This is a genomic window from Lactobacillus sp. UBA5813, from assembly GCF_002417895.1.
GTDB lineage: Bacteria > Bacillota > Bacilli > Lactobacillales > Lactobacillaceae > Lactobacillus > Lactobacillus amylolyticus.
In genome coordinates, this window is sequence record NZ_DICZ01000004.1 from 39,676 (window position 1) to 63,364 (window position 23,689).

Consider the following 23,689-nt stretch of genomic DNA (forward strand, 5'->3'; position numbering starts at 1 on the left):
TTGTCTTATTGCTTATTTTTCTTTTCCTCATGCTTACGTATCCATGGCAAGATCAACCCTAAACCAAAGAGTACGAAAACAGTGATAAAGTTCATAATCAATTGGTGGCTAAATGCAGGTGTACCCATTTTTACATTTTGTGGAATAAATCCTAAAGTAGCACAAACGAAAGTGAAGATCAGGCACCACCAACCAACGGTTAAAGCTCCAGTTTTATTTTTGATAAAGACATAATCTGAGTGGTATCTTTCTTGGTGCATCCGCATTGCTACGAAGGCGAAGAAAACCCAGCAAGTCTTATATGGTGAAATAATTCCGTTGATGTTCAACAACCAATTATAGATGGTATTAATATTAGGCAAAGTTCCCGTTAGCAAAAGCAAGAACAAGCTCAAGCCAACAGTAAAAGTGTAGGAGTGGACCGGACGTCCGCTCTTATTTTTCTTTTCAGTTAACCATTTAGGCATAAATCTGTCAGCAACATCCCCAGCAAATACACGACTTGAAGCATCAAGCAATACCGCCAATTGGGCCATCATAAACAGTGCTTGAACTACGGCAAAGATGTACATCAAAGTCTTGCCGATACCTAAACTGTTTCCTAATAATTGGAAAGCATAGTATGGACCATTCATCTTAAAGTCATGTGGAATATGGTGTGCATTAAAGAACATTGCCAAAGCCAAAGTCCCAAAAATTGTTAAGAATCCGGTCATAATTGCCAACATCCACATTGCCTTAGGAAAATCTCTCTTAGGATTGCGCATTTGCGATACATAAGGCGCAGCCAATTCAGCACCAGACATGGCAAAGATCAGCAATCCTGTAGTTGAGAAGTAGTTCAAACTGAATGATGGTTTAAATGCACCCAAGTTAAATGGCTGCGTTGCAATATGGTGACCATGCATAACAGCCCAGCCTGCTAGCAAAACAAACAGCATGGACATGATAAACATTGCGCCACCACCAATTAAAGAAAGAATTTCCAATGAATTCTTCAAACGATTTTCCAATAGAATGAAAATCAAAATGATGACAAAAGTCAGCATCCCAAACCAGAAGGTTGATATTCTTTTATCCAATGAATTGTCACCAAAAATGATCCAACTAAAAGAAACGATTACCGAGTTAGAAACATCAACGATATATGGTACGCTCTGAACCCAATACATCCATGAAGTCCAATAGCCCAAAGTATCATTGCTGCTGTGACGCACCCATGAAGCAAGGCCTCCCGCTTGATTGTCGAAGGTCAAACTCATTTGACTAGAAATCAAAGCATAAGGAATAACATAAGTAAACAGTAAGAAAATCCAGGAAATTACAACTGATAAACCTTGGTTTTGAAAAGGATAAAAGATATTTTCAAAACTAATGATGGTCACAAAGTCAATCAATGCAATTACTGGCCAACTCATATAATGCTTTTTCGTCGGTTCCAAAGTATCCAACTTTTAATCCTCCAAATATTAAATTATATTGCTAATTCCTGCGATTAATATTTGGTGGCTTCAATTGTATGCAAGTACATAGACTCCGCAAATTCACTTGTATATAGCCTCAATGTAGATATAATCTAATTTTGGTACATTATTCTCAATCCAATATTAATTTTAATCATAAAGTGTAAAAATGTACGTCAAAGATTATAAAGATTTATTCTTTATTTGCAATAGTTTTTGGAGAATAATTTATGAATTTTCTAAAAATCGCCTATGGCAAGAATGTGAAGTTCAAGCAATTAGAAAATTGGCACACCATTTCTCTAACTGAAAACACTGACCCTGCATCTCTTGCCGCAATCGTTGTTAACACCAGTGATCAAGCATCATTAAGATTGGCGCATGATTTGCAAAAAGCATCCGGTTTAGGAATCCCAATTATCGAAATTGCAGATGCAACGCTAAATAAAAATGAGCTCGCCCAAACAGAAAAGGCTGCACAGAAATACACGCAAGAAATGGTTCCTGGCTTCTTATCCGATTTAATTCATTTTGCCCAAGATAAGCCTATCAGCTTCACCACGCCAGGCCACCACAATGGGCAATATTATGCTAAACACCCAGCTGGTGCTATTTTCAATCACTTTTTCGGTAAAAATTTAATGTTCGCCGATACCAGCGATACCGTCGCTGAATTAGGCGACACAATGATGCATGCTGGAACGCCTTTAACGGCCGAACAAAAGGCTGCACAAACCTACAATGCTGACAAAGTTTACTTTTGTACAAATGGTACAACTAGTGCCAATTCGATTTGTGCGAAGGCTATTCTGCGTGAAGGAGACTTAGTCTTATTTGACCGCAACAACCATAAATCGCTCTATAACAGTGCTCTAGTTATGACGGGAGCCAAACCCGTTTACATTCCTACGGACCGTAATCCATTAGGCTTAATCGGTGAAATGAATCCACGTGCATTAGATGAAAAATACTTACGACAAGAAATTGCCAAGGTCGAACCCGAAAAAGCCAAGGCCAAGCGTCCATTTAGATTAGCGATTATTCAATCTGAAACCTATGACGGTCTCTTTTACAATGCCAAATGGCTGATCGACAAAATTGGTTCGCTATGTGACTACATCTTATTCGACTGTGCTTGGGGCGGATTTGAGCAATTTGTACCAATCATGAAGCACTTATCGCCACTGGCTTACAATTATGGCCCTGATGACCCCGGCATTCTGGTTACTCAGTCTTTGCACAAGCAACAAGCCGGTATGGCTCAAGCTTCACAGATTTTGAAAAAAGACTCGCACATCAAAGGACAGGCACGCTATGTTGACCACAAGCATTTCAACAATGCATACCTAAAATTTGTCACTTCCAGCTACTCTTATCCGCTCTATGCTTCGCTAACCGTTAATTCTTATTTGACGGCTGGAGCTGGCAACAAGAAATGGTGGGACCAAACTTTAAGATTAGGAATTGAATTCAGAAAAAAGCTGCTGAAAAAATCTAAATTATTCCGGCCGTTTGTCCCTGACAATTTTGCTAAAATCCCAACTGAAGAACTAATGACCCACAGCGAATACTGGAATTTCAAGCATGAAGACTCTTGGCATGGTTTCAATCAAATTGCAAACGGTGAGGCAATGCTTGATCCGCTTAAGATCACCGTTGTCACTCCAGGAATTGATATTAAACATGACCGGTATGAGGAAAATGGCATTCCGGGAGCAGTCGTTTCTGAATTTTTAATGGAAAAAAGAATCATTCGGGCCAAGGCAGACTTGAACTCTCTGCTGTTTTTACTGACACCAGGAGATACTGAAGAAGAGCTCAACACGCTACTGGATGCATTTTTGAAATTCGAAGAATTCTACAATGAAGATGCTCCATTAGCTGAAGCCTTGCCTAAACTGGCCAAACGCTATCCTAAATGTTATGCTGGCTATACATTAAAGCGTTTATGCCAAGAAATGCATGAGTATTACAAGCAAAATCAAACTTTTACTTTGCAAAAGGAGCTTTTTGCTAAAAAAGATATGCAAAACTATGTAATGATCCCAGCTAAGGCCGACGACTTGTTTATGCGCAACCAAAGCGAACTGGTCGATCTGCAGAACGTAGAAGGACGCATCGCAGCCGAAGGGGCTTTGCCTTATCCCCCAGGCGTCTTCATCGTAGCTCCGGGAGAAAGATGGTCGGCTATTGACCAAAAGTATTTCGAAGTTCTGGCAGGCGCAATTGAAAAGTTCCCTGGCTTTGTACCAGAAATTCAAGGAGTCTATGTTTCTGAGCAAAAAGATGGCAAGATTTTAGTACAAGCAGAAGTATTGAAGGAAAATAAATAAAGGAGAAAATTATGGTTTTATCATGGAAAGAGAATTTGCCTAAAGAATTAAGCGCAAAAGTCGACAAAGTTGATCAATTAATTGCATCTCGATTAAAAGAAATTGATGAGCAGGTTCTTTATAACCAGCAACGTGTTTTGGACTTATTTAGAAAGCATAATGTCGGTGAAGAAGATTTGGTTCCTTCTACTGGTTACGGCTACGATGATATCGGCCGTGACAAGATTGAACAAATTTATGCAGATTACTTCAAGACTGACGACGCTTTAGTAAGAAATCAGTTTTCATCTGGAACGCATGCCATTGCCACCGCTTTATTTAGCATGCTTCGGCCTGGTGATACGCTCTATTACTTAACAGGAACTCCTTATGACACCATTCAAGAAGTAATTGGTTTGGCCGGGAACAAGCCAGGAAACATGAAGGAATGGGGCATTAACTTTAAGACTACTGAATTGCTTCCAAACAATGAGATCGATTATGAAAAAGCGCGCAAAGACTTGCAGGACAAGTCCATCAAGGTAGTTGCCATTCAACGTTCACTTGGTTATGCTGTTCGCCCAAGCTTTACGATGGCAAAGATCAAGAAGATGCTTAAATTTATCAAAGAAGTGCGTCCTGATGTTAATATCTTTATCGATAATTGCTACGGTGAATTCTCCGAATGCGAAGAGCCAACATTTTACGGTGCTGACATGATGGCTGGATCTTTATTCAAAAATGCAGGTGCTGGTATTGTCAAAGGTGGCGCCTTCTTAATCGGGCGCAAAGATTTGATCGAACAAGCTGGTTCCAGACTAAATGTTCCTGGTGCCGGTAAGGGTGAAGGCCCAACCTGGGGCTTCTTACGCGACATTTACCAAGGCTTCTTTATGGCTCCTCACACAACAGGTGAGGCTCTTAAAGGCATGGTTTATACCGCTGCTTTACTTGAAGAAATGGGTATGAAAGTCATGCCAAAATGGAATGATCCAAGAACTGATATTGTCCAAACCGTAACTTTCGGTGATCCAGATCCAATGGTTAAATTCTGTGCTGCAATTCAACACTATTCCCCAATGAACTCCTTCGTTGATCCAATTCCTTACCACCAAGATGGTTATGAAGATCAAGTCGTTATGGCCTCTGGGAGTTTTGTAGAAGGCTCAACTATTGAATTATCATCTGATGGCCCAATTCGTCCACCATACCGCCTTTACATCCAAGGTGGGTTATCTTATGCGCATGATAAAATTGCGATCACCAGAGCCGTAGAAGATACCTTTTACAAGAAATAAAAAAGAAAAATAGACAGCAAAAATCCCTTCAAGCTATTAGTTTAAAGGGATTTTTATTTTTGAAAAATTAATATTTAGGAGTCCACTTCATTTTTTCAGTTGCTCAAAAAAAGCTTTTAATTGAAAAATTATTTCATTATAGCTAATATTTGAAATGAAAAGGAGTTCTTAGAATAGCGAGGCATCAAAATGAAAATAAAAGACAAAGTTCTGCACGATTACCCAAAATTATCAAAAACCTCTAGGCAGATTGCTGATTATTTGTTGGAAAATCCTGCTGCCTTCTTAACCAACAATGCGCAAGAATTGGGAAAAATCACTAAAACTAGTGCAGCTTCGGTTGTACGCTTTTGTCAGCAATTGGAGTTCAAAGGATTAAAAGATTTTCAATTGCAGCTTGCACAAGATGCGCCGCAAAAAGAGAACGATGATTTCGATACCATTGTTGCAAACGGTGATACATCGACAACAGTCTTATTAAAATTGGAAAAATCGTTGCAGCAAAATCTAACAGAATTCGTTAAATTAAATAATACAAAAGAAATAGGAATCGCCGCTTCCTTACTGCGACAAGCAGATAGCATCTATTTAGAAGGGGTGGCAGCATCAGGACTTCCAGCTAAGGACTTATACTACAAACTAATTAGAATTGGACGAAAAGCTTTTTATGATGATGACGTTCATATTGCTTTAGAGCAGTCATATTTCACTACACCCAAAGACGTAATGATTATTTTTTCATACAGCGGACAAACCGAGGAGATCTTGCTGGCTGCTCGACAAGCTCATCATAATCAAACACCGATAATCGCCATCACCCGCGACTCAAATTCTGCACTTTCTCAATTGGCTAGCATCATTTTGCCCCTTCCAAGTAATGAACAGTTGCTGCGAGTAGGAGCAATTAACTCTTTATTCAGTGAAATGACAATGTCATGTTTGCTCTATTTATGTTTAATTGCAAAAGACGTGCCCAAATTAGAAAATAGGATGCAAGCAACCTCCAGGATTACCAATCATCTGAAGGAGAAAAACTAATCTATCGCCCCAATTTGGGGCCTTTTTTATTCTAAATATTGAAATATTATTTCAAAAAATTCACATTCTAATAATTAAATTATATTGTAAATATTTATTGACACCCGCTAATATTGGCATTAATCTTAATTTTAGAAAGCACTTTCAGTTAAGAATCTGCTTTTCGGCTGAAATAAAATTTCAAAAAATTCAACTCTAAGGGAGGAGAAGAACAATGTCGGAAAACAAATATAAAGTTCTCGGCGACCAGATTTATGAAAAAATCGGTGGTCCACAGAACGTCACTAAATTAATTCACTGTATGACACGTTTAAGAATCACTATCAAAGACATGTCTAAGGTCGACGTTGACGGATTAAAGGCTATCAATGACGTAATTGGCGTAGTTGAAGCTGAGACTCTCGAAATAGTATTAGGCCCTGGTATCAACACTAAAGTGGCCGCAGAGATGTGTGCCGAAGTCGATGTAAAAGAAGGGGAAGTATTTCCAGACAATCTGAAAACTACCGAAAGCAGCTATCAATCTAGCAAAAAAGAAGTAGAAAAAAAGCTGCCGAAGTTCATGCCGCTCATAAAGCAGCTCTTAAGAAAACTTGGTGGCGTGCAGCTTTACAGCATATTTCTTCAATTTTTGTTCCATTAATTCCAGCCTTCATCGGTGCCGGTTTAATTTCAGGTGTCTCCGGTATTTTGAAGAACATGTTGGCTGCAAAAATGCTGCCAAGCAGTTGGAGTCTTGGAATTACCGTTTTAAGCATGATTTCCAGCGCTCTTTTTGCTTACTTAAACATCTACGTTGGGATTAACACTGCCAAAGAATTTGGTGCCACTCCAGGTCTTGGCGGTATTATCGGCGGTATTGTTTACTTGCCAGGAGTAGTTGCTCCAGTAACAATTCCTAACATTTTTGATGGTCAGCCGTTAGCTGCTGGACAAGGTGGTATTATTGGTGTCCTTCTTGCCGTATGGTTAATGTCTTATGTAGAAAAATTCTTCCATAAGCATGTATGGGACAGTGTAGATATCCTTGTTACTCCATTTTTAACTGTTTTAATTATGGGACTATTTACAGTCTTCCTGATTATGCCTTTAGCTGGTTGGGTATCTAACTCACTAGTTGGCTCAATTAACTGGGTATTAGCTGTTGGTGGTCCATTTGCCGGATTTATTCTTGGTCTGTTCTTCTTACCAATGGTAATGCTTGGTTTACACCAAATTTTGACCCCAATTCACTTGCAAATGATTCAAAAGATGGGTTATACTCCACTTCTTCCAATCTTAGCAATGGCCGGTGCTGGTCAAGTAGGTGCTGCAATTGCACTTTGGATTAAATGCCGTCACAACAAACAATTGACTAAATTGATTAAAGGGGCTTTGCCTGTCGGTATTTTAGGTGTTGGTGAACCATTAATTTATGGTGTAACTTTACCTTTAGGTCGACCATTTATTACTGCCTGTGTTGGTGGTGGTATAGGTGGTGCCGTTATTGGCATGTTCCCACACTTAGGTGCGATTGCAATTGGTACATCAGGTTGGGCTTTAATTCCACTTATCGCTCATAACATGTGGTGGGCATACTGCTTAGGCTTGCTTGCAGCTTACATTGGTGGTTTTATTGCTACCTACTTCTTCGGTACACCAAAATCAGGTATGGTTGCCAAAAATGAAGATGGTAGTTTAGTTAATAAATAAAAACGATAGAAATTTAGGGATATGAATATGCAGATCAAAAATTTGATTACGGAAACTCGCAATCCTGCTACTCTTCATATCGACACAATGTCGACATTAGAGATGGTAAAAACCATTAATCATGAAGATCAAAAAGTTGCTGCTGCTGTTGGTACACAGGATGCTCAAATTGCTCAAGCTATTGATCAAGCTTCTGAAAGATATGCTAAAGGCGGAAGGCTTGTCTACGTAGGCGCGGGGACAAGTGGACGCCTCGGAGTTCTCGATGCGGTAGAGCTTGTACCGACTTATGGCATTAAGCCTGAACGCGCAGTCGGTCTCATTGCCGGCGGTAAAGGAGCCATGTACCGTGCAGTAGAAGGGGCGGAAGATTCCCCAGAGCTTGGTGAAAAAGATCTCAGAGAGCTTAATTTAACCGCTAACGATACTGTTCTTGGTTTGTCTGCCAGTGGCCGCACGCCATATGTAATTGGCTGTCTCAATTATGCTAAAAAAGTTGGAGCATTAACTGTTTCAATTGCTTGCGTACCAAATTCAGAAATTGGACAGCACTCCGATATCAAAATTGAGGCAGTAGTAGGACCTGAAGTTATTACTGGTTCAACTAGAATGAAGTCGGGAACTGCACAAAAAATGATTCTTAACATGATTTCAACTGGTGTTATGATTCGTCAGGGAAAAGTCTATGAAAACATTATGATTGATGTTCAACCTACCAATTCCAAGCTAGTTGATCGTGCTTGTCGAATTATCAATATTGCCACCGGTGCTGATAAGGAAACAGCCTTGTCAACGCTTAAGAAAACAAATAATGATGTTGGCTTAGCAATTGTGATGCTTAAGACAAAGAAAGATAAAGAAGCAGCTCAAGTTTTGCTTAAAGAAAATAATGGACAAGTGGGCAAAGTAATCAGCAAAGAGTAGAAGTCACTAACTATAGGTTTTAACTAAAAAAATAAGATGGTCTTAACTGATCATCTTATTTTTGTGTTCGAGTTTTATTTTCTATCCAGCTTTAAACTAGTCTAAATCAACATTATTTGGAAAATGAGCTAATCTTTCATCTTCTACGCCAATTTCATTCTCAATTTCGAGCAAGCGATTATATTTTTCTACCCGTTCGCTTCTTGCTGGGGCTCCAGATTTAAGTTCAGCAGCATTAGTTGCCACAGTAAAGTCAGCAATAAAAGTATCGCCAGTTTCACCAGAGCGGTGCGAAACCATTGTCGTAAAGTTGTTCTTTCTTGCCAAGCGAATCGTTTCTAAAGTCTCAGTTACGGTTCCAATTTGGTTAACTTTAATCAAAACGGCATTGCAGAGCTTATCTTTAATAGCTTTGCGCACTAATTTTGGATTAGTGCAGACATTATCATCGGCTACTACTTGAATCTTGTCGCCAAATTTAGCAGTAAACTTTTCAAAATTATCCCAGTCATTTTCATCGAAAGGATCTTCAGCAGAAATAATTTCTGGAAATTCTTTCAAAAGCTTGTCATAGTAGTCCAGCATTTGATCACCATTCCAGACATGACCTTCAAAATGATATTTTCCGTCATTTTTATCGTAAAAAGAACTTGCGGCAGCATCAAAAGCAATGGCAATATCTTCGCCTGGCTTATAGCCGGCCTTAGTAATAGCCATTTGCAGCATCTTTAATGCTTCTTCTGAGCTCTTAAGGTTAGGGGCAAAGCCACCTTCATCACCTAACCCCGTTTCAAAGCCGGCATCTTCAATTACTTTTTTCAAAGCGTGATAAGTATTGACAATCTTTTCAAAACCATCGCGAAATGAAGTCTTTTTAACTGGGGTAATCATAAATTCTTGAATATCAATTCCGTTATCAGCATGCTTTCCGCCATTGATTACATTATGAAAAGTTTGCGGTAACTCTAAATCGCAGCCGCCAAGATAACGATATAAAGGTTCATTTTTCAATTGAGCGGCAGCACGGGCAACTGCCATTGAAACACCTAAAATTGCATTTGCTCCAAGTTTTGCCTTATTTGGCGTTCCATCTAATTCAATCATTGTTCGATCAATTTTTGCTTGATTATACGGATTCATTCCTTTCAGGGCAGCATTAATTTTTGAATTAATATTATTAACTGCTTTTTCAACGCCCTTGCCATTTAGTCTCTTACCACCATCGCGCAATTCGACGGCTTCTTTTTCACCAGTTGAAGCACCAGATGGTACTTCAGCCTTAGCAATCGTTCCGTCAGACAGAGTAACAACAGCTTCAACAGTTGGATTGCCACGAGAATCAAAAATTTCCATTGCACGAACTTTTTCAACATAAACAGTCATAGTTTAAACCTCCTAAAACAAAAAAGAGCAAAATTAAAAACGCCTACTTTCAATACACACTTATTGTGTAGGTAAAAGTAGACGTCATTAGATTTTGCTCATTTAAAGGCGAACGTCATCGCCGTATTTACTTTTCACAAACAATATAACCTGAAAAAATATTTTTGGCAAGAGAAAAATAATTTTTATCCGTCGAATTCAACTTCTTGCAGTTTCTTCATTTCATCGTAAACTTTGCCGCGCATATTCTGATCTACCGCCAGAATAAGCATATCGCCAGCAGCAATAACCGTTTTCCCGTTTGGAATAATTTCTTCACTGCCACGTCTAATTAACTTAACCAACGTGTTTTCAGGCCAATCAATATCTGCAACTTTCTTATCAACCAACTGGCTGCTTTCATATACCGGCACCGTCAATTGATCTTCAAGATATGATTCTTTAGCTACACCGTTTTTACCTTCCATTGCTTCTGCAAGACTGTCGTAGATTGGCCGTCCGCCTAAGAGTTCATCAACCAAAAGGGCAATGAAGGCAACGACTGCAAGTGGCATTAAGTGAAGCAGCGAGCCAACCATTTCAGTAATCAAAATAATAGCTGTAAACGGAGCTCGAATAATTGCAGCAAATAAGCCGGCCATTGAGAAAATAATCAGATTGATGACCAGTTTTTGTGGTAAAAGTCCCAGCTGAACCATGAAGGTACCATAAGTGCCACCAATCAAAGCTCCCATCGTCAAGATAGGGAGGAAGATGCCGCTTGGTAGACCTGAATCATAGGAGACAATTGAAAATACTAGTCTCAAAACGAAGAAGAAGGCCAGCATCCCGACAGTTACCCAGCCTTGAGTCGTAATCGTATCTGATAAAGATAAAATCAAGCGATTGCCCGGACCAGTGATGAGCGGCCAAGCATAAGCAATTGGAATCAAAATTGCCAAAGGAATTAACCCATGCAACCATCTAGGCAAAATTTTGATCTTTAAATATACTTTTTTTAACCCGAAGAGGCCAACCTTATACAAGTGACCACATAGTCCAAGTACAAGTCCCAGTAAGACTAGATGCCAATATAACGGGATTGGAAATGAATGGTTGTATGGAATTGCAAGCGCTGGATGAAGACCAAAGAAATTAGAAACAACAAAGTTGGCCGCAATCGCACCAGCCAAGGCATTCATCCAAACTCGTGGCGAGAAATTATGGAAAACTTCCTCTAACACAAAAAGAGAGCCTGAAAGTGGAGCACCGAAGGCAGCAGATAAACCGCTCGCTGCTCCTGTAGCAAGTAAGACGCGAGAATTAGTTTTTGTTTGTTTAAAACTCTCGCCAACTCCTTGCCCAATTGATGATCCTAATTGAAGTGAGGGACCTTCTGGGCCAAGAAACAAACCAGTTCCAATCACCAGAATGCCACCGATTAATTTTCGCCAAAGAATAGGGAACCACTTAACAGATAATTTTCCCTGTAACTCAAGTTTTACTTCAGGAATACCTGAACCACCAACGTGCGGTTGCTGTTTAACAAAATATCCTGCTACTACTGCAACTAATAGAAAACCCACAATAATTGCAATAAACCAAACAGGATTTCGATGTGCTAATGAAAACAAATGCAGCCAAAAAGCAGTAGTTTTTTCAATGCCAAATCTAAATAATCCTACGACAATTCCTGTACAGATTCCCACGATCAAGGCTTGTCCTAGGAGCTTTAGACTAGTATTATTTTCATTTTTCATCTTTATCAACTCTCCACTTTATCAATAATTTACAGTAACACTAATATTCTACATCAAAAAAGAGAACTCTCACGAGTTCTCTTTTTTTTGTTGCACGTGTAACAAAATTATTTTTCTTCATACCATTCGGTGTGGAATGTGCCTTCACAGTCATTTCTAAGGTAAGTGTGAGCACCGAAGTAGTCACGTTGGCCTTGAATAAGGTTAGCTGGCAAACTTGGATCAAAAATTGATTCCAAGTAATTCAATGATGCACTCAAAGTTGGAGTTGGAATGCCAGCCTTAGTTGCTAAACTAACAACTTCACGCAAAGCATGAATATTGTTTACCATCAATTGGTTGAAGTATGGATCTTGGAACAAGACTTCAAGTTGCTTGCCATCTTCGTATGCTTTCTCAATATCTTTCAACATTGATGAACGAATGATACAACCAGCTTCCCAGTTTTGTGCAATTGCAGGGTAACGAAGATTCCAATCATATGCTTTAGCAGCCATTGTTAATTGTTGGAAGCCTTGAGCATAAGCAACAGCTTGTGTTAATTGCAATGCTTTTTCCAAATTATCGATCAAGTTGTCTGGAACATCACCGTTCCATACAATTTCTTTTCCTTCACGCGTAGTAGTCTTTGACATGAAACGCGCAATAACAGCCTCTGCTACAACATTAATTGGAGCACCTAAAGCAACACCGTCTTCAAGCATCCAATTACCAGTACCCTTATAAGAAGCTACGTTTAAAATATGGTCGATAACGTGATCTTGGGTCAAATTGTCTTTTTGCTTCAAAACATTAGCAGTGATTTCAGTCAAGTAAGCATGGACAAGACCTTGATTCCACTTGTCGAAGATAGCTGACATTTCATCATTGCTCTTGCCAGCGATTTTGCGTAAAATATCGTAAACTTCTGAGAATTCTTGCATAATAGCATATTCAATACCATTATGTACCATCTTGACATAGTGGCCACTAGAACTTGGGCCAATATAAGATACGCATGGACGGCCTTCAGGGGTCTTAGCAGCGATTGCTTCTAAGATCGGTGCAACTTTCTTGTAAGCTTCTTCGTCACCGCCTGGCATCAAAGCTGGGCCATTTAAGGCACCCTCTTCACCACCGGAAACTCCCATTCCGATAAAGTGAATGCCATGCTTTTCCATTTCTTCAAAACGACGAGTAGTATCATGGAAGTTTGAGTTACCACCATCAATTAAGATGTCGCCTTTATCAAGAAGAGGCAACAGCTTTTGCAGAGTTTGATCAACTGGATCACCAGCCATGATTTGAATTAAGATCTTGCGTGGCTTTTCAAGTGAATTAACGAATTCTTCCCAAGTGTAGCAAGGTTTTAACTTATCATCTTCATATTTAGCAAAAGCATCAACTTCAGATTTATCAATACTGAAGCCAGAGACTGAATAGCCATGATTTCTAACATTCAAGGCTAAATTCTTACCCATAACGGATAAGCCAATAACGCCAAATTGTTGCATTTTTTAATTTCCTCCATCAAAATTTTCTCATTTTATATTATACGAGTAGACAAAGAAAAAAGCGAAACCAAAAGGTTTCGCTTTCTCATAAATTTTATTTATCAAACAGATTAGTGTTGTGAAGCACCAGAAGTAGTATCTGGTTCAGGATCTGGCTCTGGTTCTGCATGTTGAGATGCACCTGTGGCAGCATCAGTTTCCATTCCGTATTTATCAGCAAAGTAGCTGAATGGCTTCAAGTCTTCTGCTTGATACTTCTTGACGAAGGCTGGATCGTCAAGGCTGTTCAATTCAGTTGAGTAAGGCATTTCATGGGTGTATTTGACGTCAATTAACATTGGACCGTCCATCTTCTTCCATTCCTTAACAGCTGCTTCAAATTCAGCCTTAGTGCGAACAGTAACACCTTTGACGTTCATACCTTCAGCAACTTTTGCCCAGTCATTGTCTGGAAGAATAACACCTGATAGTGGTTGGTTAGATTCGTCTTCTTGTTCTGCTTGAATGAAGCCAAGAGTTTCATTAGTAAAGACGATATTCAAAATGTGCATGTTGTAGCGTGCCATTGTTAAAAGTTCTTGGTTCATCATAGCAAAGCCACCATCACCGGCTAATTGCCATACTTCACGATCTGGATAAACTTCAGCGGCAGCCAAAGCAGCTGGAGAACCGAAGCCCATTGTTGCATGCAAGCCTGAAGTTGCCCACTTTTGATCGTCATGCATCTTAAGCAAACGACATTGGTCAACATTAACGTTACCTACATCAACTGCAAAGATAGCATCGTCTGCAGCTTCTTTGTTAATAACATCCCAGATTGGTTCAGGACGAACTGGACTTTCATCTGAATCCTTAAAGCTTGCTTGCCATGCGTCCCAGTTTTCACGGTCAGCAATTGAGGCCTTGTACAAAGGTGATTCCATGCGATCTTCACCAGCATCAATAATTGCACGTAAGCCTTTCTTGCTATCAGCCAACATTGAAACATCTGTGCTGTGACGTTTGCCGAATTTAGCTGAGTCAACATCAATTTGAATAACTTTAGCATTCTTGTTGAACCAAAGAACTGAGAATGGGGAGTTATTACCAACCCAGACTACCAAGTCAGCATGACTTGGAATTTCATTAGCAGGTTTTGGCCCAATCCGGCCGATTGTACCCATGTAAGCAGGGAAGTTGTCTTCAACAATTCCTTTACCCAAGTATGATGAAAGAAGTGGGGTCTTGAATTTTTCAGCAAATTCCCTTAATTCTGAGCCTGCATCCTTAGCACCTAAACCAAAGTAAACAACAGGGTTCTTAGCTTCTTTCAAAAGCTTAACTGCGTCTTCAACAGAAGCCTTAGTTGGTGCTGGATAGCTGTCTTCAACGTGAGCATCGTAGTTAACGCGGAAGTTATCTTCAATCTTTTGCCAGCCGTAGTCTTTAGGAATAATTAAAACAGCTGGGCCTTTCTTGGCATATGCTTGACGAATTGCTTCATCCATTAAGACTGGAAGAAGTTCAGCTGTTTTAGCTTGAGCACACCATACGCTTGCATCTAAGAACCATTTATCTTCATCAAAAGCTTGGAAGAAGTCAATATCTTGTTTGCTGGTTGGAACGTTGGCCACAATAGCTACCATTGGTGTGTGATCATATTTGGCATCGTATAAGCCATTAAATAAGTGAGCAGCACCTGGACCTGCTGATGCAAAGCAAACACCAACTTTACCAGTTAATTTATATTCTGCAGAAGCAGCTAAAGAGCCTGCTTCTTCATGACGAACTTCAATAAATTTAATCTTATCTTGCCAGTTATGAATTGCGTTCATGCTTGAGTCAAATGAACCGCCTGGGAAACCATAAACATGATCAATGTTCCACTCGTACAAAACTTTGAACATTGCATCTGAACCATTAATCTTTGCCATAATAAGTGCATCTCCTTAACAATAAGTTCTTTCTTTCATAACTTATTGAAACATATTTTTCCACATTTGCAAATGTTATTTAACCGCATTATATCAACTATGTAACCGCTTTTATATAAATATGGATTTCACAAAGTTAGATAAGAAAATATTTATAATGTTGCAATGATAGCGCTTTTATATGTGAATGCCTGCGCAAACACAACTGTTTTTTTATTGTTATTAGGTATTTTCTCATAAAAATATAGGATAAAAAATATGCAATTTTTTAAAAATTATTATTATTAGTTCTATTTTTCATAAGTTAACGAAATTGTTTCTCTGAGTGTTCTTAATTAAAATTTTTCTCGCAATAAAAAAACAGTGTATTCATGCTTAAACATGGATACGCTGTTTTCAGATTACTAATTTTTACTTATTCACTTTACTGTAGCGACCATTTTGAATATAAACACTCAAGATTGCTAAGTCAGCCGGGTTAACTCCAGAAATTCTTTCGGCTTGAGCTAAAGTTTCCGGACGAATCTTTTCAAATTTCTGCCGAGCTTCAGTTGCTAATCCTTCAATTGCACCATAATCGATGTCTGCTGGAATCTTCTTAGCCTCTTGTCGGTGAAGACGATCAATCCGTACTTGCTCTTTCTTAATGTAGCCAGCGTACTTGATATTGATTTCTACTTGTTCTTTAACATATCGATCATCTGCAATCTTTTCGCCCGTTAATTTTTCAATGTCATCAATCTTAACACGTGGACGACGCAAGAAAATATCTGCTTTCAAGCCGGCACTCAATTTATCCTCACTAATATTTTGCAAATATTCTTGTACTTCATCAGTAGGGTGGATGGTTATTGTTGCCAACTTTTCTTTTGCCGCTGCAATTTCTTTCTTCTTTTCTTCAAAAGCAGCATACCGTTTGTCAGAAATAAGTCCTAACTTGTGACCATACGGGGTCAAACGCAAGTCTGCGTTATCATGACGCAAAATCAAACGATATTCGGCACGCGAAGTAAGCAAACGATACGGCTCATTAGTACCTTTAGTTACCAAATCATCAATCAAAACACCAATATAAGCTTCATCTCTGCCTAAAGTAAAGCCAGGCTTGCCCTTTGCACGCAAAGCCGCATTAATGCCGGCAATCAAACCTTGGCCAGCAGCTTCCTCGTAGCCAGAAGTACCGTTCATTTGCCCAGCGGTGAAGAGATTTTTGATATTTTTTGTTTCCAAAGTATGCTTCAATTGCCATGGCTCGATTACATCATATTCAATCGCATAACCTGGACGCATCATCTCCGCATGTTCAAGTCCCGCAACGGTGTGGAGCATTTTAAGTTGAACTTCTTCTGGCATAGAAGTAGAAAAATCACCCACATAAACTTCTTTAGTATGTCTGCCTTCGGGTTCAAGAAACAGTTGGTGACGATTTTTATCGGCAAAACGAACTACTTTAGTCTCAATCGAAGGGCAGTAACGTGGACCCACACCAACAATATCGCCAGAGAACATTGGGGAGCGATCAAGGTTATCGCGAATAATTTTATGAGTAGTTGGATTAGTATAGGTCATCCAGCAAGATACTTGATCCTTTAAATAATCGGCATCACTGGTCTCGTATGAAAAGTGCCGAGGAATTTTATCGGCTGGCTCTTCTTCAGTCTTAGAATAATCAATTGTATTGCCGTTAACCCGAGGAGGCGTACCAGTCTTAAACCGACGAAGTTTAAAACCAAGTTTTTCCAAATTTTCAGAAAGCTTAATAGCCGGAATTGTATTGTTTGGACCTGATGAATAATTTAATTCGCCTATGAAGATGCGGCCACGAGCAGCTGTCCCCGTAGTAAGGACGACACTTTTAGCATGATATTCCGCACCAGTATTAGTAATCACGCCGCGACAAACGCCGTCTTTAACTACTAGTTGATCAACAATTGCCTGACGCAAGGTCAAATTAGGTGTATTTTCAATTACATCCTTCATATGTTCATGGTATTGCCATTTATCAGCCTGCGCACGAAGAGCACGAACTGCAGGACCTTTGCCTGTATTCAGCATTCTCATTTGAATGTAGGTTGCGTCAATATTTTTACCCATTTGTCCGCCTAACGCATCAATTTCACGGACCACGGTTCCTTTAGCAGGGCCACCAACAGATGGATTGCATGGCATAAAAGCAACCATATCTAGACCAATTGTAACAACTAAAGTTTTTAATCCCATATGAGCACTGGCAAGTGCTGCTTCACAGCCAGCATGACCGGCACCAACGACAATTACATCATATTCATCGGTATCGTAAGTTTTCATTTTTATCCTACTTTCCTAAACAGAATTGACTAAACAGGGCGTTAACCAGTTCATCAGGTGCACTATCACCAGTAATTTCGCCTAACGTATCCCATGCACCATTGAAATCAATTTGGGCAATATCAACAGGCACGCCATCTTCTACTGCTTTGACTACATCTTGCAACTGTTTCTTAGCCTTGGCCAATAAACCAGCTTGGCGCTGATTAGTAACCATAATTTGATCATTGGAGTTGGTAATTCCTGAGAAGAACATCTTTTTGATTAAATCTTCTAATTCATCCAGATTAGTCTCTTTCAAAATTGAAGTTGAAACCACTTCGCTTCCAGTTGAATCATGCATCCCTTTGGCGGCTAATTTTTGACCTAAATCCATTTTATTCAAGATGATAATTCGTTTCTTGTTTTCTGTTTCTTTAAGCAAAGACTTGTCTTCATCGGTTAATTCTTGACTGCCATCGAGCAAAAGCAAAACTAAATCGGCCTGTTTAAGTGCCTTTTGTGAACGTTCAACTCCGATTTTTTCAACTTTATCATCAGTATGGTGAATGCCGGCAGTATCAATTAATTTAAGTGGAACGCTATTAACTGAAATATATTCTTCAAGCGTATCACGAGTAGTTCCGGCAACATCAGTTACGATAGCCTTGTCGCTTTGCGTCAAATAATTCAAAAGGGAAGACTTACCTACGTTTGGACGGCCTACAATCGCTGTAGCCAAGCCATTGCGCAAAATCGTCCCTTCCTGTGCTGTTTTTAACAAACGATCAATTTTTTGAATTACATTTTTAGAAGTATCGGCCATTTGTTTGGCAGTTACCTGGTCGGCATCATATTCAGGATAATCAATATTAACCTCAACATTGGCAAGGGTATCCAGAATTTCTTTTCTCATTGCACGAATTTTATGCATCAGGCCGCCAGCTAATTGACCAACTGCCACCTGACGAGCTTTATCAGTTTTAGCCCGCACGATATCCATTACGCTTTCAGCTTGGGTTAAATCAATTCTGCCGTTAACAAATGCTCGCTTAGTAAATTCACCCGGATCAGCCATTCTAGCACCATGTGCCAACAACAATTGCAAAATATGATTAGTAACTACGATACCACCGTGACAATTAATTTCAATAACGTCTTCACGCGTAAAAGTTTTTGGCGCTCTCAAGACCGTTACCATTGCTTCATCAATTGTCTTATTAGTATCCGGATCAATGATATGACCGTAATGGATAGTATGAGTTGGTACTTTAGTCAAATCAGCACCTTTAAATACTTGATTAGCAATTTTAACTGCATCTTCACCAGACATTCGTACAATTGAAATTCCACCTTCACCAATCGGTGTTGAAATAGCAGCAATCGTATCGAATTCAGTTAAAGTTTGAGCCATCTTAATCCCTGTTCCTTTTTAAATAAAAAAAGTGCATTATACCACCATGATTGATCACGATGGATAAAGCACTTTGACTACTTTATCTAAAAATGATTTTAGACGAAATCTTTATTTTTTGCGTCCTAAACGCTTATAAGCTTTTCTAATGTGATGCTTGCGCTCACGTTCAGCTTTAGCCTTTGCTTCTTGTTCACGCTTATATTTAATAGGGTTTTGCAAGAAGAAAGTTTGAACTGCCTGGAAGAGGTTAGAAATAACCCAGTACAAGGTAATAGCTGATTGGAAACCAATTGCCATTGCACCAACCATGATTGACATTCCATATGTCATGAACTTAGTCATCCCGTTTTGGGCTGACTTAGGTGTTGACATTTGACTAATATAAGTTGAAAGGAAAGTGAAGACCATCGCCAAAATCGGCATGATATAGTAAGGATCCGGTTTCCCAAGGTCCATCCATAAGAAATGTCCATTTTGCAGTTGTGGCGTCCGCAAAATTGCCATGTACAAAGCATACATAACAGGCAACTGAATTAATAACGGAAGACAACCAGTATATGGATTTACTCCAGCTTCCTTATAAAGCTTATTAGTTTCTTGTGATAATAATTGTCTAGATTCTGTATCACGTCCAGGATATTTCTTACGTAACGCATCAACTTGTGGTTGAATTTGCTGCATCTTGGTAGAACTTCTGATTGAAATAGCATTCAGAGGTAAAAGGATAATCCGGACAAGAATGGTAAAGACGATAATCGTCACTCCATAATTGTTCCCCATTAATTTAGCAAGCCACAACAAGAATGCGGAAACGTAATAAATGATCCAGCGATCCCACCAATTTCCACTTGTATGAGAAACAGGTGCTTGTTGAGTGCTACTCGTTGGAGCACACCCAACCAAAACAACAGCAATCGAAATTACTGCCAGGACAGCTAATAGACGCTTGACATTTCTTTTAGTCAGAATGTCTTTCACTCTTATTTTCCTCAATTCCATCCGGCATCTTTTCAATGACGTGAGCCAAGGTCAAGGCATGAATTAAATTTTTGCGCACCTCAGTCATGTCAAAATTGCGAGCGTAGGGCCTCGTAATTACCAGAAAATCAATATGCGGATCAATTTCTGTTTTATATTCAGTAATTACCGCCCGAATGTAACGCTTGAGTCGATTTCGAATAACGGCAGTATGTCCGACCTTCTTGCCGACAGAAATGCCCACTCGGAAGTGTTTGTTTTCTGTTTTTTCTATTTTATAGATGACAAAAGCCCGATTAGCGACAGATTCGCCAGCTTCAAATACATGCTGAAAATCTTTTTCAGATTTTACACGATAAGATTTTCTCAAAACGTTTCATTCCACTCTAGTAGACTAAAAAAACCACTGGGATTTCAGTGGTTTTAAGCAGATAAGACTTTTCTACCCTTTGCACGGCGTCTTGCTAAAACCTTACGGCCATTAGATGTGCTCATACGCTTCATAAAACCATGAACGCGTGAACGGTGACGCTTCTTAGGTTGGTAAGTTCTCTTAGTTGACATAAAATGCACCTCCAATATTCATGTGCTAACTGCACAATTTCTTATTTAGAATAGCATGTTTAATCAAAATTGCCAAGGGCTAAGCCCAAAAAAGACGCAAGCCAAGGCCAATTTTTCTTGTTAAAAATGTGGATAAAGTTCTGTAAAAGTTTTCCACAAAAAGAAAGGCACAAAGAAATTCCCAGCTTTTTCCACAACTCACACCATGTTCAAAAATAAATTCACAGTCTGTGGATACTTTATATAAAAAAGTGGTTAGTTTACTATCAAATCAATAAAAAATATACACAGCTGAGCTGTTAAAAACTCAAGTTGTTTAAATATGCACACAAGAAATTAAAAATAGATTAAAGCAATAATCCACAGCCTGTAGATTCTGAATTATTGTTTTGCACTTGTGGAAAACTTATATTTAAAATGATAAAATAAATTTGCTTTATTTAATGGGGGAATTTATTTTGTTCGATATTGATAAATTTTGGCAGCACTTCAATGATGAAATGCGCGAGCGTTTTAATGAAGTTGCTTACAATGCATGGTTTAAAAATACAAAACCTCTTTCATATGACAAAAATAGTCATGAATTAAAAATTGCCGTTCAAAACCCTGTCTCAAAGGGCTACTGGGAAAAGAACCTTTCTTCGCAATTAATTCAATCAGCCTATGGCTATGCAGGAATTGAAATTTTGCCTACTTTTCAAATAGAAGGTGATACTGGTCCTGAGAGAATTGTTACTCCAGAACCACGTCATGAAATTCAGCAAAATATTCCTCAACCACGTCAAGATGAATTTGCTAAGGATTTAAAATTAAACGACAAATATACTTTTGATAATTTTGTTCAAGGTGAAGGAAACAAATTAGCTGCCGGTGCTGCTTTAGCTGTTGCTGATAGCCCCGGAAGTTTTTACAATCCACTATTTATTTTTGGTGGCGTAGGTTTAGGTAAAACTCACTTGATGCAGGCCATCGGTCATCAGATGCTGGCTGAGCGTCCTAATGCTAAAGTAGTCTACATTCAAAGTGAAACTTTCGTTAACGATTTTATTAATTCAATCAAAAATAAAACGCAGGATCAATTCCGTGAAAAATACAGAACCTGCGACTTATTGTTGGTTGATGATATTCAATTTTTTGCTAAAAAAGAAGGGATTCAAGAAGAATTCTTCCATACTTTTGAAACGCTCTACAACGATCAAAAGCAAATTGTCATGACCAGTGATCGACTTCCGACAGAAATTCCTGATTTATCAGAAAGATTGGTTTCCAGATTTACTTGGGGTCTGCAAGTCGAAATTACACCACCTGATCTTGAAACTAGAATTGCAATTCTCCGTAAAAAGGCAGAAGCTGATGGCTTGACAATTGACGACAACACCTTAGACTACATTGCTTCTCAAGTCGATACCAATATCCGTGAACTTGAAGGCGCTCTAGTAAAAGTAGAAGCTCATGCCACAATTGAAAAAGAAGACATCAATGTAAATCTGGCACGTGATGCTCTGGCAGATCTTAAGCTGGTACAAAAGAATCGAGGTTTGCAAATCTCTAAGATTCAAGAAGTAGTTGCCAATTATTTCCAGACATCAACTGCAGAATTGAAAGGTAAGAAGCGGGTAAGGCAAATCGTTGTACCGCGGCAAGTTGCAATGTATCTTTCACGTGAGTTAACCGATGCCAGTTTGCCAAAAATTGGTCAGGAATTCGGCGGGAAAGATCATACGACAGTAATGCACGCCTATGAGAAAATCCAGCAGCAAATTAAAACTGATGCTGATATCAAATCCGCCATTTTTGATTTACGTCAAATGCTTGATCGCTAAAAGTTATCCACTGTGGAAAACTTTTTGATTTTTACACATTTTGTTAACTGGCATAATTCCGTTATCTTAAGGATTCTTAGAGTTTTCAACATAAAACACAGGACCTACTACTACTAATTAATTAAATATATAATTAAATAAAGAAAACGTACCTGAAAAACAGGAGGCAATAATGAAATTTACAATCAATAGAAATTTGTTCATCGAAAATTTGAACAATGTAATGCGAGCAATTTCTTCTAGAGCAACTATTCCAATTTTGAGCGGTATCAAATTAGATTTATCAGAAGACCAATTGGTTCTTACTGGTAGTGATACTGATATCTCTATTGAAATTAAAATTCCAGTAAGTGAAGACTTAAGTGTAGAATCTACAGGTTCAATTGTTTTACCAGCACGGTTCTTTAGTGAAATTGTTAAAAAACTTCCAGGTAAAGATTTTTCATTTGAAGTAAAGGAAAGTTTTCAAACTAAGATTTCTTCAGAAAACAGTGAATTTACAATCAATGGTCTAGATGCAAACAATTATCCTAGATTACCTGAAATTCCAGAAGAATCTTCATTTACAATTGCAGGCAAAATTTTGCGTGAAATTATTAATGAAACTCAATTCGCTGTTGCTACTCAAGAAAGTCGATTGGTTTTGAGTGGGGTTCACTTTACTTTTAGTCCTGATTCAATTAAGGCTGTTGCAACCGACTCACACCGATTGTCAGAAAGAACCATTGCTTTAGAAAACGGACCACAAACTAAGACAGATTTGATTATTCCAGGTAAAAGTTTGCAAGAACTTTCAAGAATTATTGGTGAGGCAGATCCAGAAGTTAAAGTTTGTCCAGGTGATAATCAAGTACTTTGCCGCATTGGCAATATTGCCTTCTATTCAAGACTGCTTGATGGCAATTATCCTGATACTGATCGTTTGCTTCCAACTGAAAGTACAACTAGTGTTGAATTTGATTTAGCAGATCTTTCAAGTGCCCTTGATCGTGCAAGTTTGTTAACTCATGCTGGCCGTAATAACGTTGTCAACTTAAATTTGGATACCGAAAATGGAAAAGTAAAATTAACGGGTACATCAGCTGAAATTGGTAACGTTGAAGAAGACGTTAACTTTAAGAATCTTGATGGTGAGAATTTGACGATTTCATTTAATCCTGATTATTTGCGGGATGCATTACGTGCGTCAGTTACGGATGCTATTGTCATGAAATTTACGCAACCACTTCGTCCGTTTACTGTTACGCCAAACAAAGACGATGTTCAATTCATTCAATTAATTACGCCAGTCAGAACTTTTTAAATAATTATCAATTTCGAAATAAAAACATCACCAACTTGGTGATGCAATGTCATTAAGTTAAGA

The 23,689-nt window shown here is 38.8% G+C and carries 16 protein-coding genes, 1 pseudogene and 1 riboswitch; of the genes and pseudogenes, 7 read left to right on the forward strand and 10 right to left on the reverse strand.

The annotated features are described in order from the left end of the window. Positions 1–5: 5 nt before the first annotated feature. Complete coding sequence (locus B2008_RS00520) at positions 6–1,418, reverse strand: APC family permease (protein ID WP_281828728.1); 1,413 nt, start codon at positions 1,416–1,418, stop codon at positions 6–8. A gap of 275 nt (positions 1,419–1,693) precedes the next feature. Between B2008_RS00520 and B2008_RS00525 the strand changes: the two genes are divergently transcribed. From B2008_RS00525 to murQ, 5 genes and pseudogenes are all read left to right on the forward strand, one after another. Continuing rightward, entirely contained in the window at positions 1,694–3,796 is a 2,103-nt protein-coding gene (locus B2008_RS00525) for a putative ornithine decarboxylase (protein ID WP_281828666.1), read from the forward strand. Between the two features lie 11 nt (positions 3,797–3,807). Next, positions 3,808–5,073, forward strand: coding sequence for an aminotransferase class I/II-fold pyridoxal phosphate-dependent enzyme (locus B2008_RS00530; RefSeq protein WP_281828663.1), 1,266 nt, complete (start codon positions 3,808–3,810; stop codon positions 5,071–5,073). 189 nt (positions 5,074–5,262) lie between these two features. Continuing rightward, a complete protein-coding gene (locus B2008_RS00535) occupies positions 5,263–6,111 on the forward strand; it encodes a MurR/RpiR family transcriptional regulator (protein ID WP_281828661.1) in 849 nt (282 codons plus the stop codon). 214 nt (positions 6,112–6,325) lie between these two features. Then, positions 6,326–7,794, forward strand: a pseudogene (locus B2008_RS00540) (PTS transporter subunit EIIC); the annotation flags it as partial. A gap of 36 nt (positions 7,795–7,830) precedes the next feature. Further along, complete coding sequence (murQ, locus tag B2008_RS00545; RefSeq protein WP_127345826.1) at positions 7,831–8,727, forward strand: N-acetylmuramic acid 6-phosphate etherase; 897 nt, start codon at positions 7,831–7,833, stop codon at positions 8,725–8,727. A 96-nt stretch (positions 8,728–8,823) separates the two neighbouring features. Here the strand turns inward: murQ and eno are convergent, their stop codons facing one another. The 9 genes from eno to rpmH all read right to left on the reverse strand — a co-directional run bounded on the left by eno (position 8,824) and on the right by rpmH (position 20,500). Continuing rightward, on the reverse strand, positions 8,824–10,110 hold the full coding sequence (eno, locus tag B2008_RS00550; RefSeq protein WP_281828658.1) for a phosphopyruvate hydratase: 1,287 nt from the start codon (positions 10,108–10,110) through the stop codon (positions 8,824–8,826). Positions 10,111–10,181: 71 nt separating this feature from the next. Beyond that, positions 10,182–10,242: riboswitch (Fluoride riboswitch) on the reverse strand. A gap of 53 nt (positions 10,243–10,295) precedes the next feature. Further along, positions 10,296–11,849 (reverse strand): ClC family H(+)/Cl(-) exchange transporter, encoded by a 1,554-nt coding sequence (locus B2008_RS00555; protein ID WP_281828656.1) that lies wholly within the window; start codon positions 11,847–11,849, stop codon positions 10,296–10,298. 107 nt (positions 11,850–11,956) lie between these two features. Beyond that, positions 11,957–13,342 carry an NADP-dependent phosphogluconate dehydrogenase gene (gndA, locus tag B2008_RS00560; RefSeq protein ID WP_281828654.1) on the reverse strand — a complete coding sequence of 462 codons (1,386 nt, stop codon included), beginning with the start codon at positions 13,340–13,342 and terminating at the stop codon, positions 11,957–11,959. Positions 13,343–13,452: 110 nt separating this feature from the next. Next, a complete protein-coding gene (gene spxB / locus B2008_RS00565; protein ID WP_281828652.1) occupies positions 13,453–15,255 on the reverse strand; it encodes a pyruvate oxidase in 1,803 nt (600 codons plus the stop codon). 411 nt (positions 15,256–15,666) lie between these two features. Then, on the reverse strand, positions 15,667–17,562 hold the full coding sequence (gene mnmG / locus B2008_RS00570; protein WP_281828638.1) for a tRNA uridine-5-carboxymethylaminomethyl(34) synthesis enzyme MnmG: 1,896 nt from the start codon (positions 17,560–17,562) through the stop codon (positions 15,667–15,669). A 7-nt stretch (positions 17,563–17,569) separates the two neighbouring features. Continuing rightward, positions 17,570–18,955, reverse strand: coding sequence for a tRNA uridine-5-carboxymethylaminomethyl(34) synthesis GTPase MnmE (gene mnmE, locus B2008_RS00575; RefSeq protein WP_281828637.1), 1,386 nt, complete (start codon positions 18,953–18,955; stop codon positions 17,570–17,572). A 111-nt stretch (positions 18,956–19,066) separates the two neighbouring features. Continuing rightward, positions 19,067–19,936 carry a YidC/Oxa1 family membrane protein insertase gene (locus B2008_RS00580; protein WP_281828635.1) on the reverse strand — a complete coding sequence of 290 codons (870 nt, stop codon included), beginning with the start codon at positions 19,934–19,936 and terminating at the stop codon, positions 19,067–19,069. Then, complete coding sequence (rnpA, locus tag B2008_RS00585; RefSeq protein ID WP_281828633.1) at positions 19,917–20,306, reverse strand: ribonuclease P protein component; 390 nt, start codon at positions 20,304–20,306, stop codon at positions 19,917–19,919. The genes B2008_RS00580 and rnpA overlap by 20 nt, the downstream gene beginning before the upstream one ends. A 53-nt stretch (positions 20,307–20,359) precedes the next feature. Next, a complete protein-coding gene (gene rpmH, locus B2008_RS00590) occupies positions 20,360–20,500 on the reverse strand; it encodes a 50S ribosomal protein L34 (RefSeq protein WP_004039891.1) in 141 nt (46 codons plus the stop codon). 458 nt (positions 20,501–20,958) lie between these two features. On the opposite strand from rpmH, the gene dnaA reads away from it, so the two are divergent. Together dnaA and dnaN are read left to right on the forward strand one after the other, a co-directional pair. Beyond that, complete coding sequence (dnaA, locus tag B2008_RS00595) at positions 20,959–22,323, forward strand: chromosomal replication initiator protein DnaA (RefSeq protein WP_281828627.1); 1,365 nt, start codon at positions 20,959–20,961, stop codon at positions 22,321–22,323. A 172-nt stretch (positions 22,324–22,495) separates the two neighbouring features. Next, the gene (dnaN, locus tag B2008_RS00600; protein ID WP_080880957.1) at positions 22,496–23,626 is read left to right on the forward strand and encodes a DNA polymerase III subunit beta; all 1,131 of its coding nucleotides are present in this window, start codon (positions 22,496–22,498) and stop codon (positions 23,624–23,626) included. Positions 23,627–23,689 lie beyond the last annotated feature (63 nt).

Excerpts from the sequence above, each read along its gene's own strand:
- B2008_RS00520 (WP_281828728.1), bottom strand. The coding sequence starts at position 1,418 with ATGAGTTGGCCAGTAATTGCATTGATTGACTTTGTGACCATCATTAGT.
- B2008_RS00525 (WP_281828666.1), top strand. The coding sequence starts at position 1,694 with ATGAATTTTCTAAAAATCGCCTATGGCAAGAATGTGAAGTTCAAGCAA.
- B2008_RS00530 (WP_281828663.1), top strand. The coding sequence starts at position 3,808 with ATGGTTTTATCATGGAAAGAGAATTTGCCTAAAGAATTAAGCGCAAAA.
- B2008_RS00535 (WP_281828661.1), top strand. The coding sequence starts at position 5,263 with ATGAAAATAAAAGACAAAGTTCTGCACGATTACCCAAAATTATCAAAA.
- murQ (WP_127345826.1), top strand. The coding sequence starts at position 7,831 with ATGCAGATCAAAAATTTGATTACGGAAACTCGCAATCCTGCTACTCTT.
- eno (WP_281828658.1), bottom strand. The coding sequence starts at position 10,110 with ATGACTGTTTATGTTGAAAAAGTTCGTGCAATGGAAATTTTTGATTCT.
- B2008_RS00555 (WP_281828656.1), bottom strand. The coding sequence starts at position 11,849 with ATGAAAAATGAAAATAATACTAGTCTAAAGCTCCTAGGACAAGCCTTG.
- gndA (WP_281828654.1), bottom strand. The coding sequence starts at position 13,342 with ATGCAACAATTTGGCGTTATTGGCTTATCCGTTATGGGTAAGAATTTA.
- spxB (WP_281828652.1), bottom strand. The coding sequence starts at position 15,255 with ATGGCAAAGATTAATGGTTCAGATGCAATGTTCAAAGTTTTGTACGAG.
- mnmG (WP_281828638.1), bottom strand. The coding sequence starts at position 17,562 with ATGAAAACTTACGATACCGATGAATATGATGTAATTGTCGTTGGTGCC.
- mnmE (WP_281828637.1), bottom strand. The coding sequence starts at position 18,955 with ATGGCTCAAACTTTAACTGAATTCGATACGATTGCTGCTATTTCAACA.
- rpmH (WP_004039891.1), bottom strand. The coding sequence starts at position 20,500 with ATGTCAACTAAGAGAACTTACCAACCTAAGAAGCGTCACCGTTCACGC.
- dnaN (WP_080880957.1), top strand. The coding sequence starts at position 22,496 with ATGAAATTTACAATCAATAGAAATTTGTTCATCGAAAATTTGAACAAT.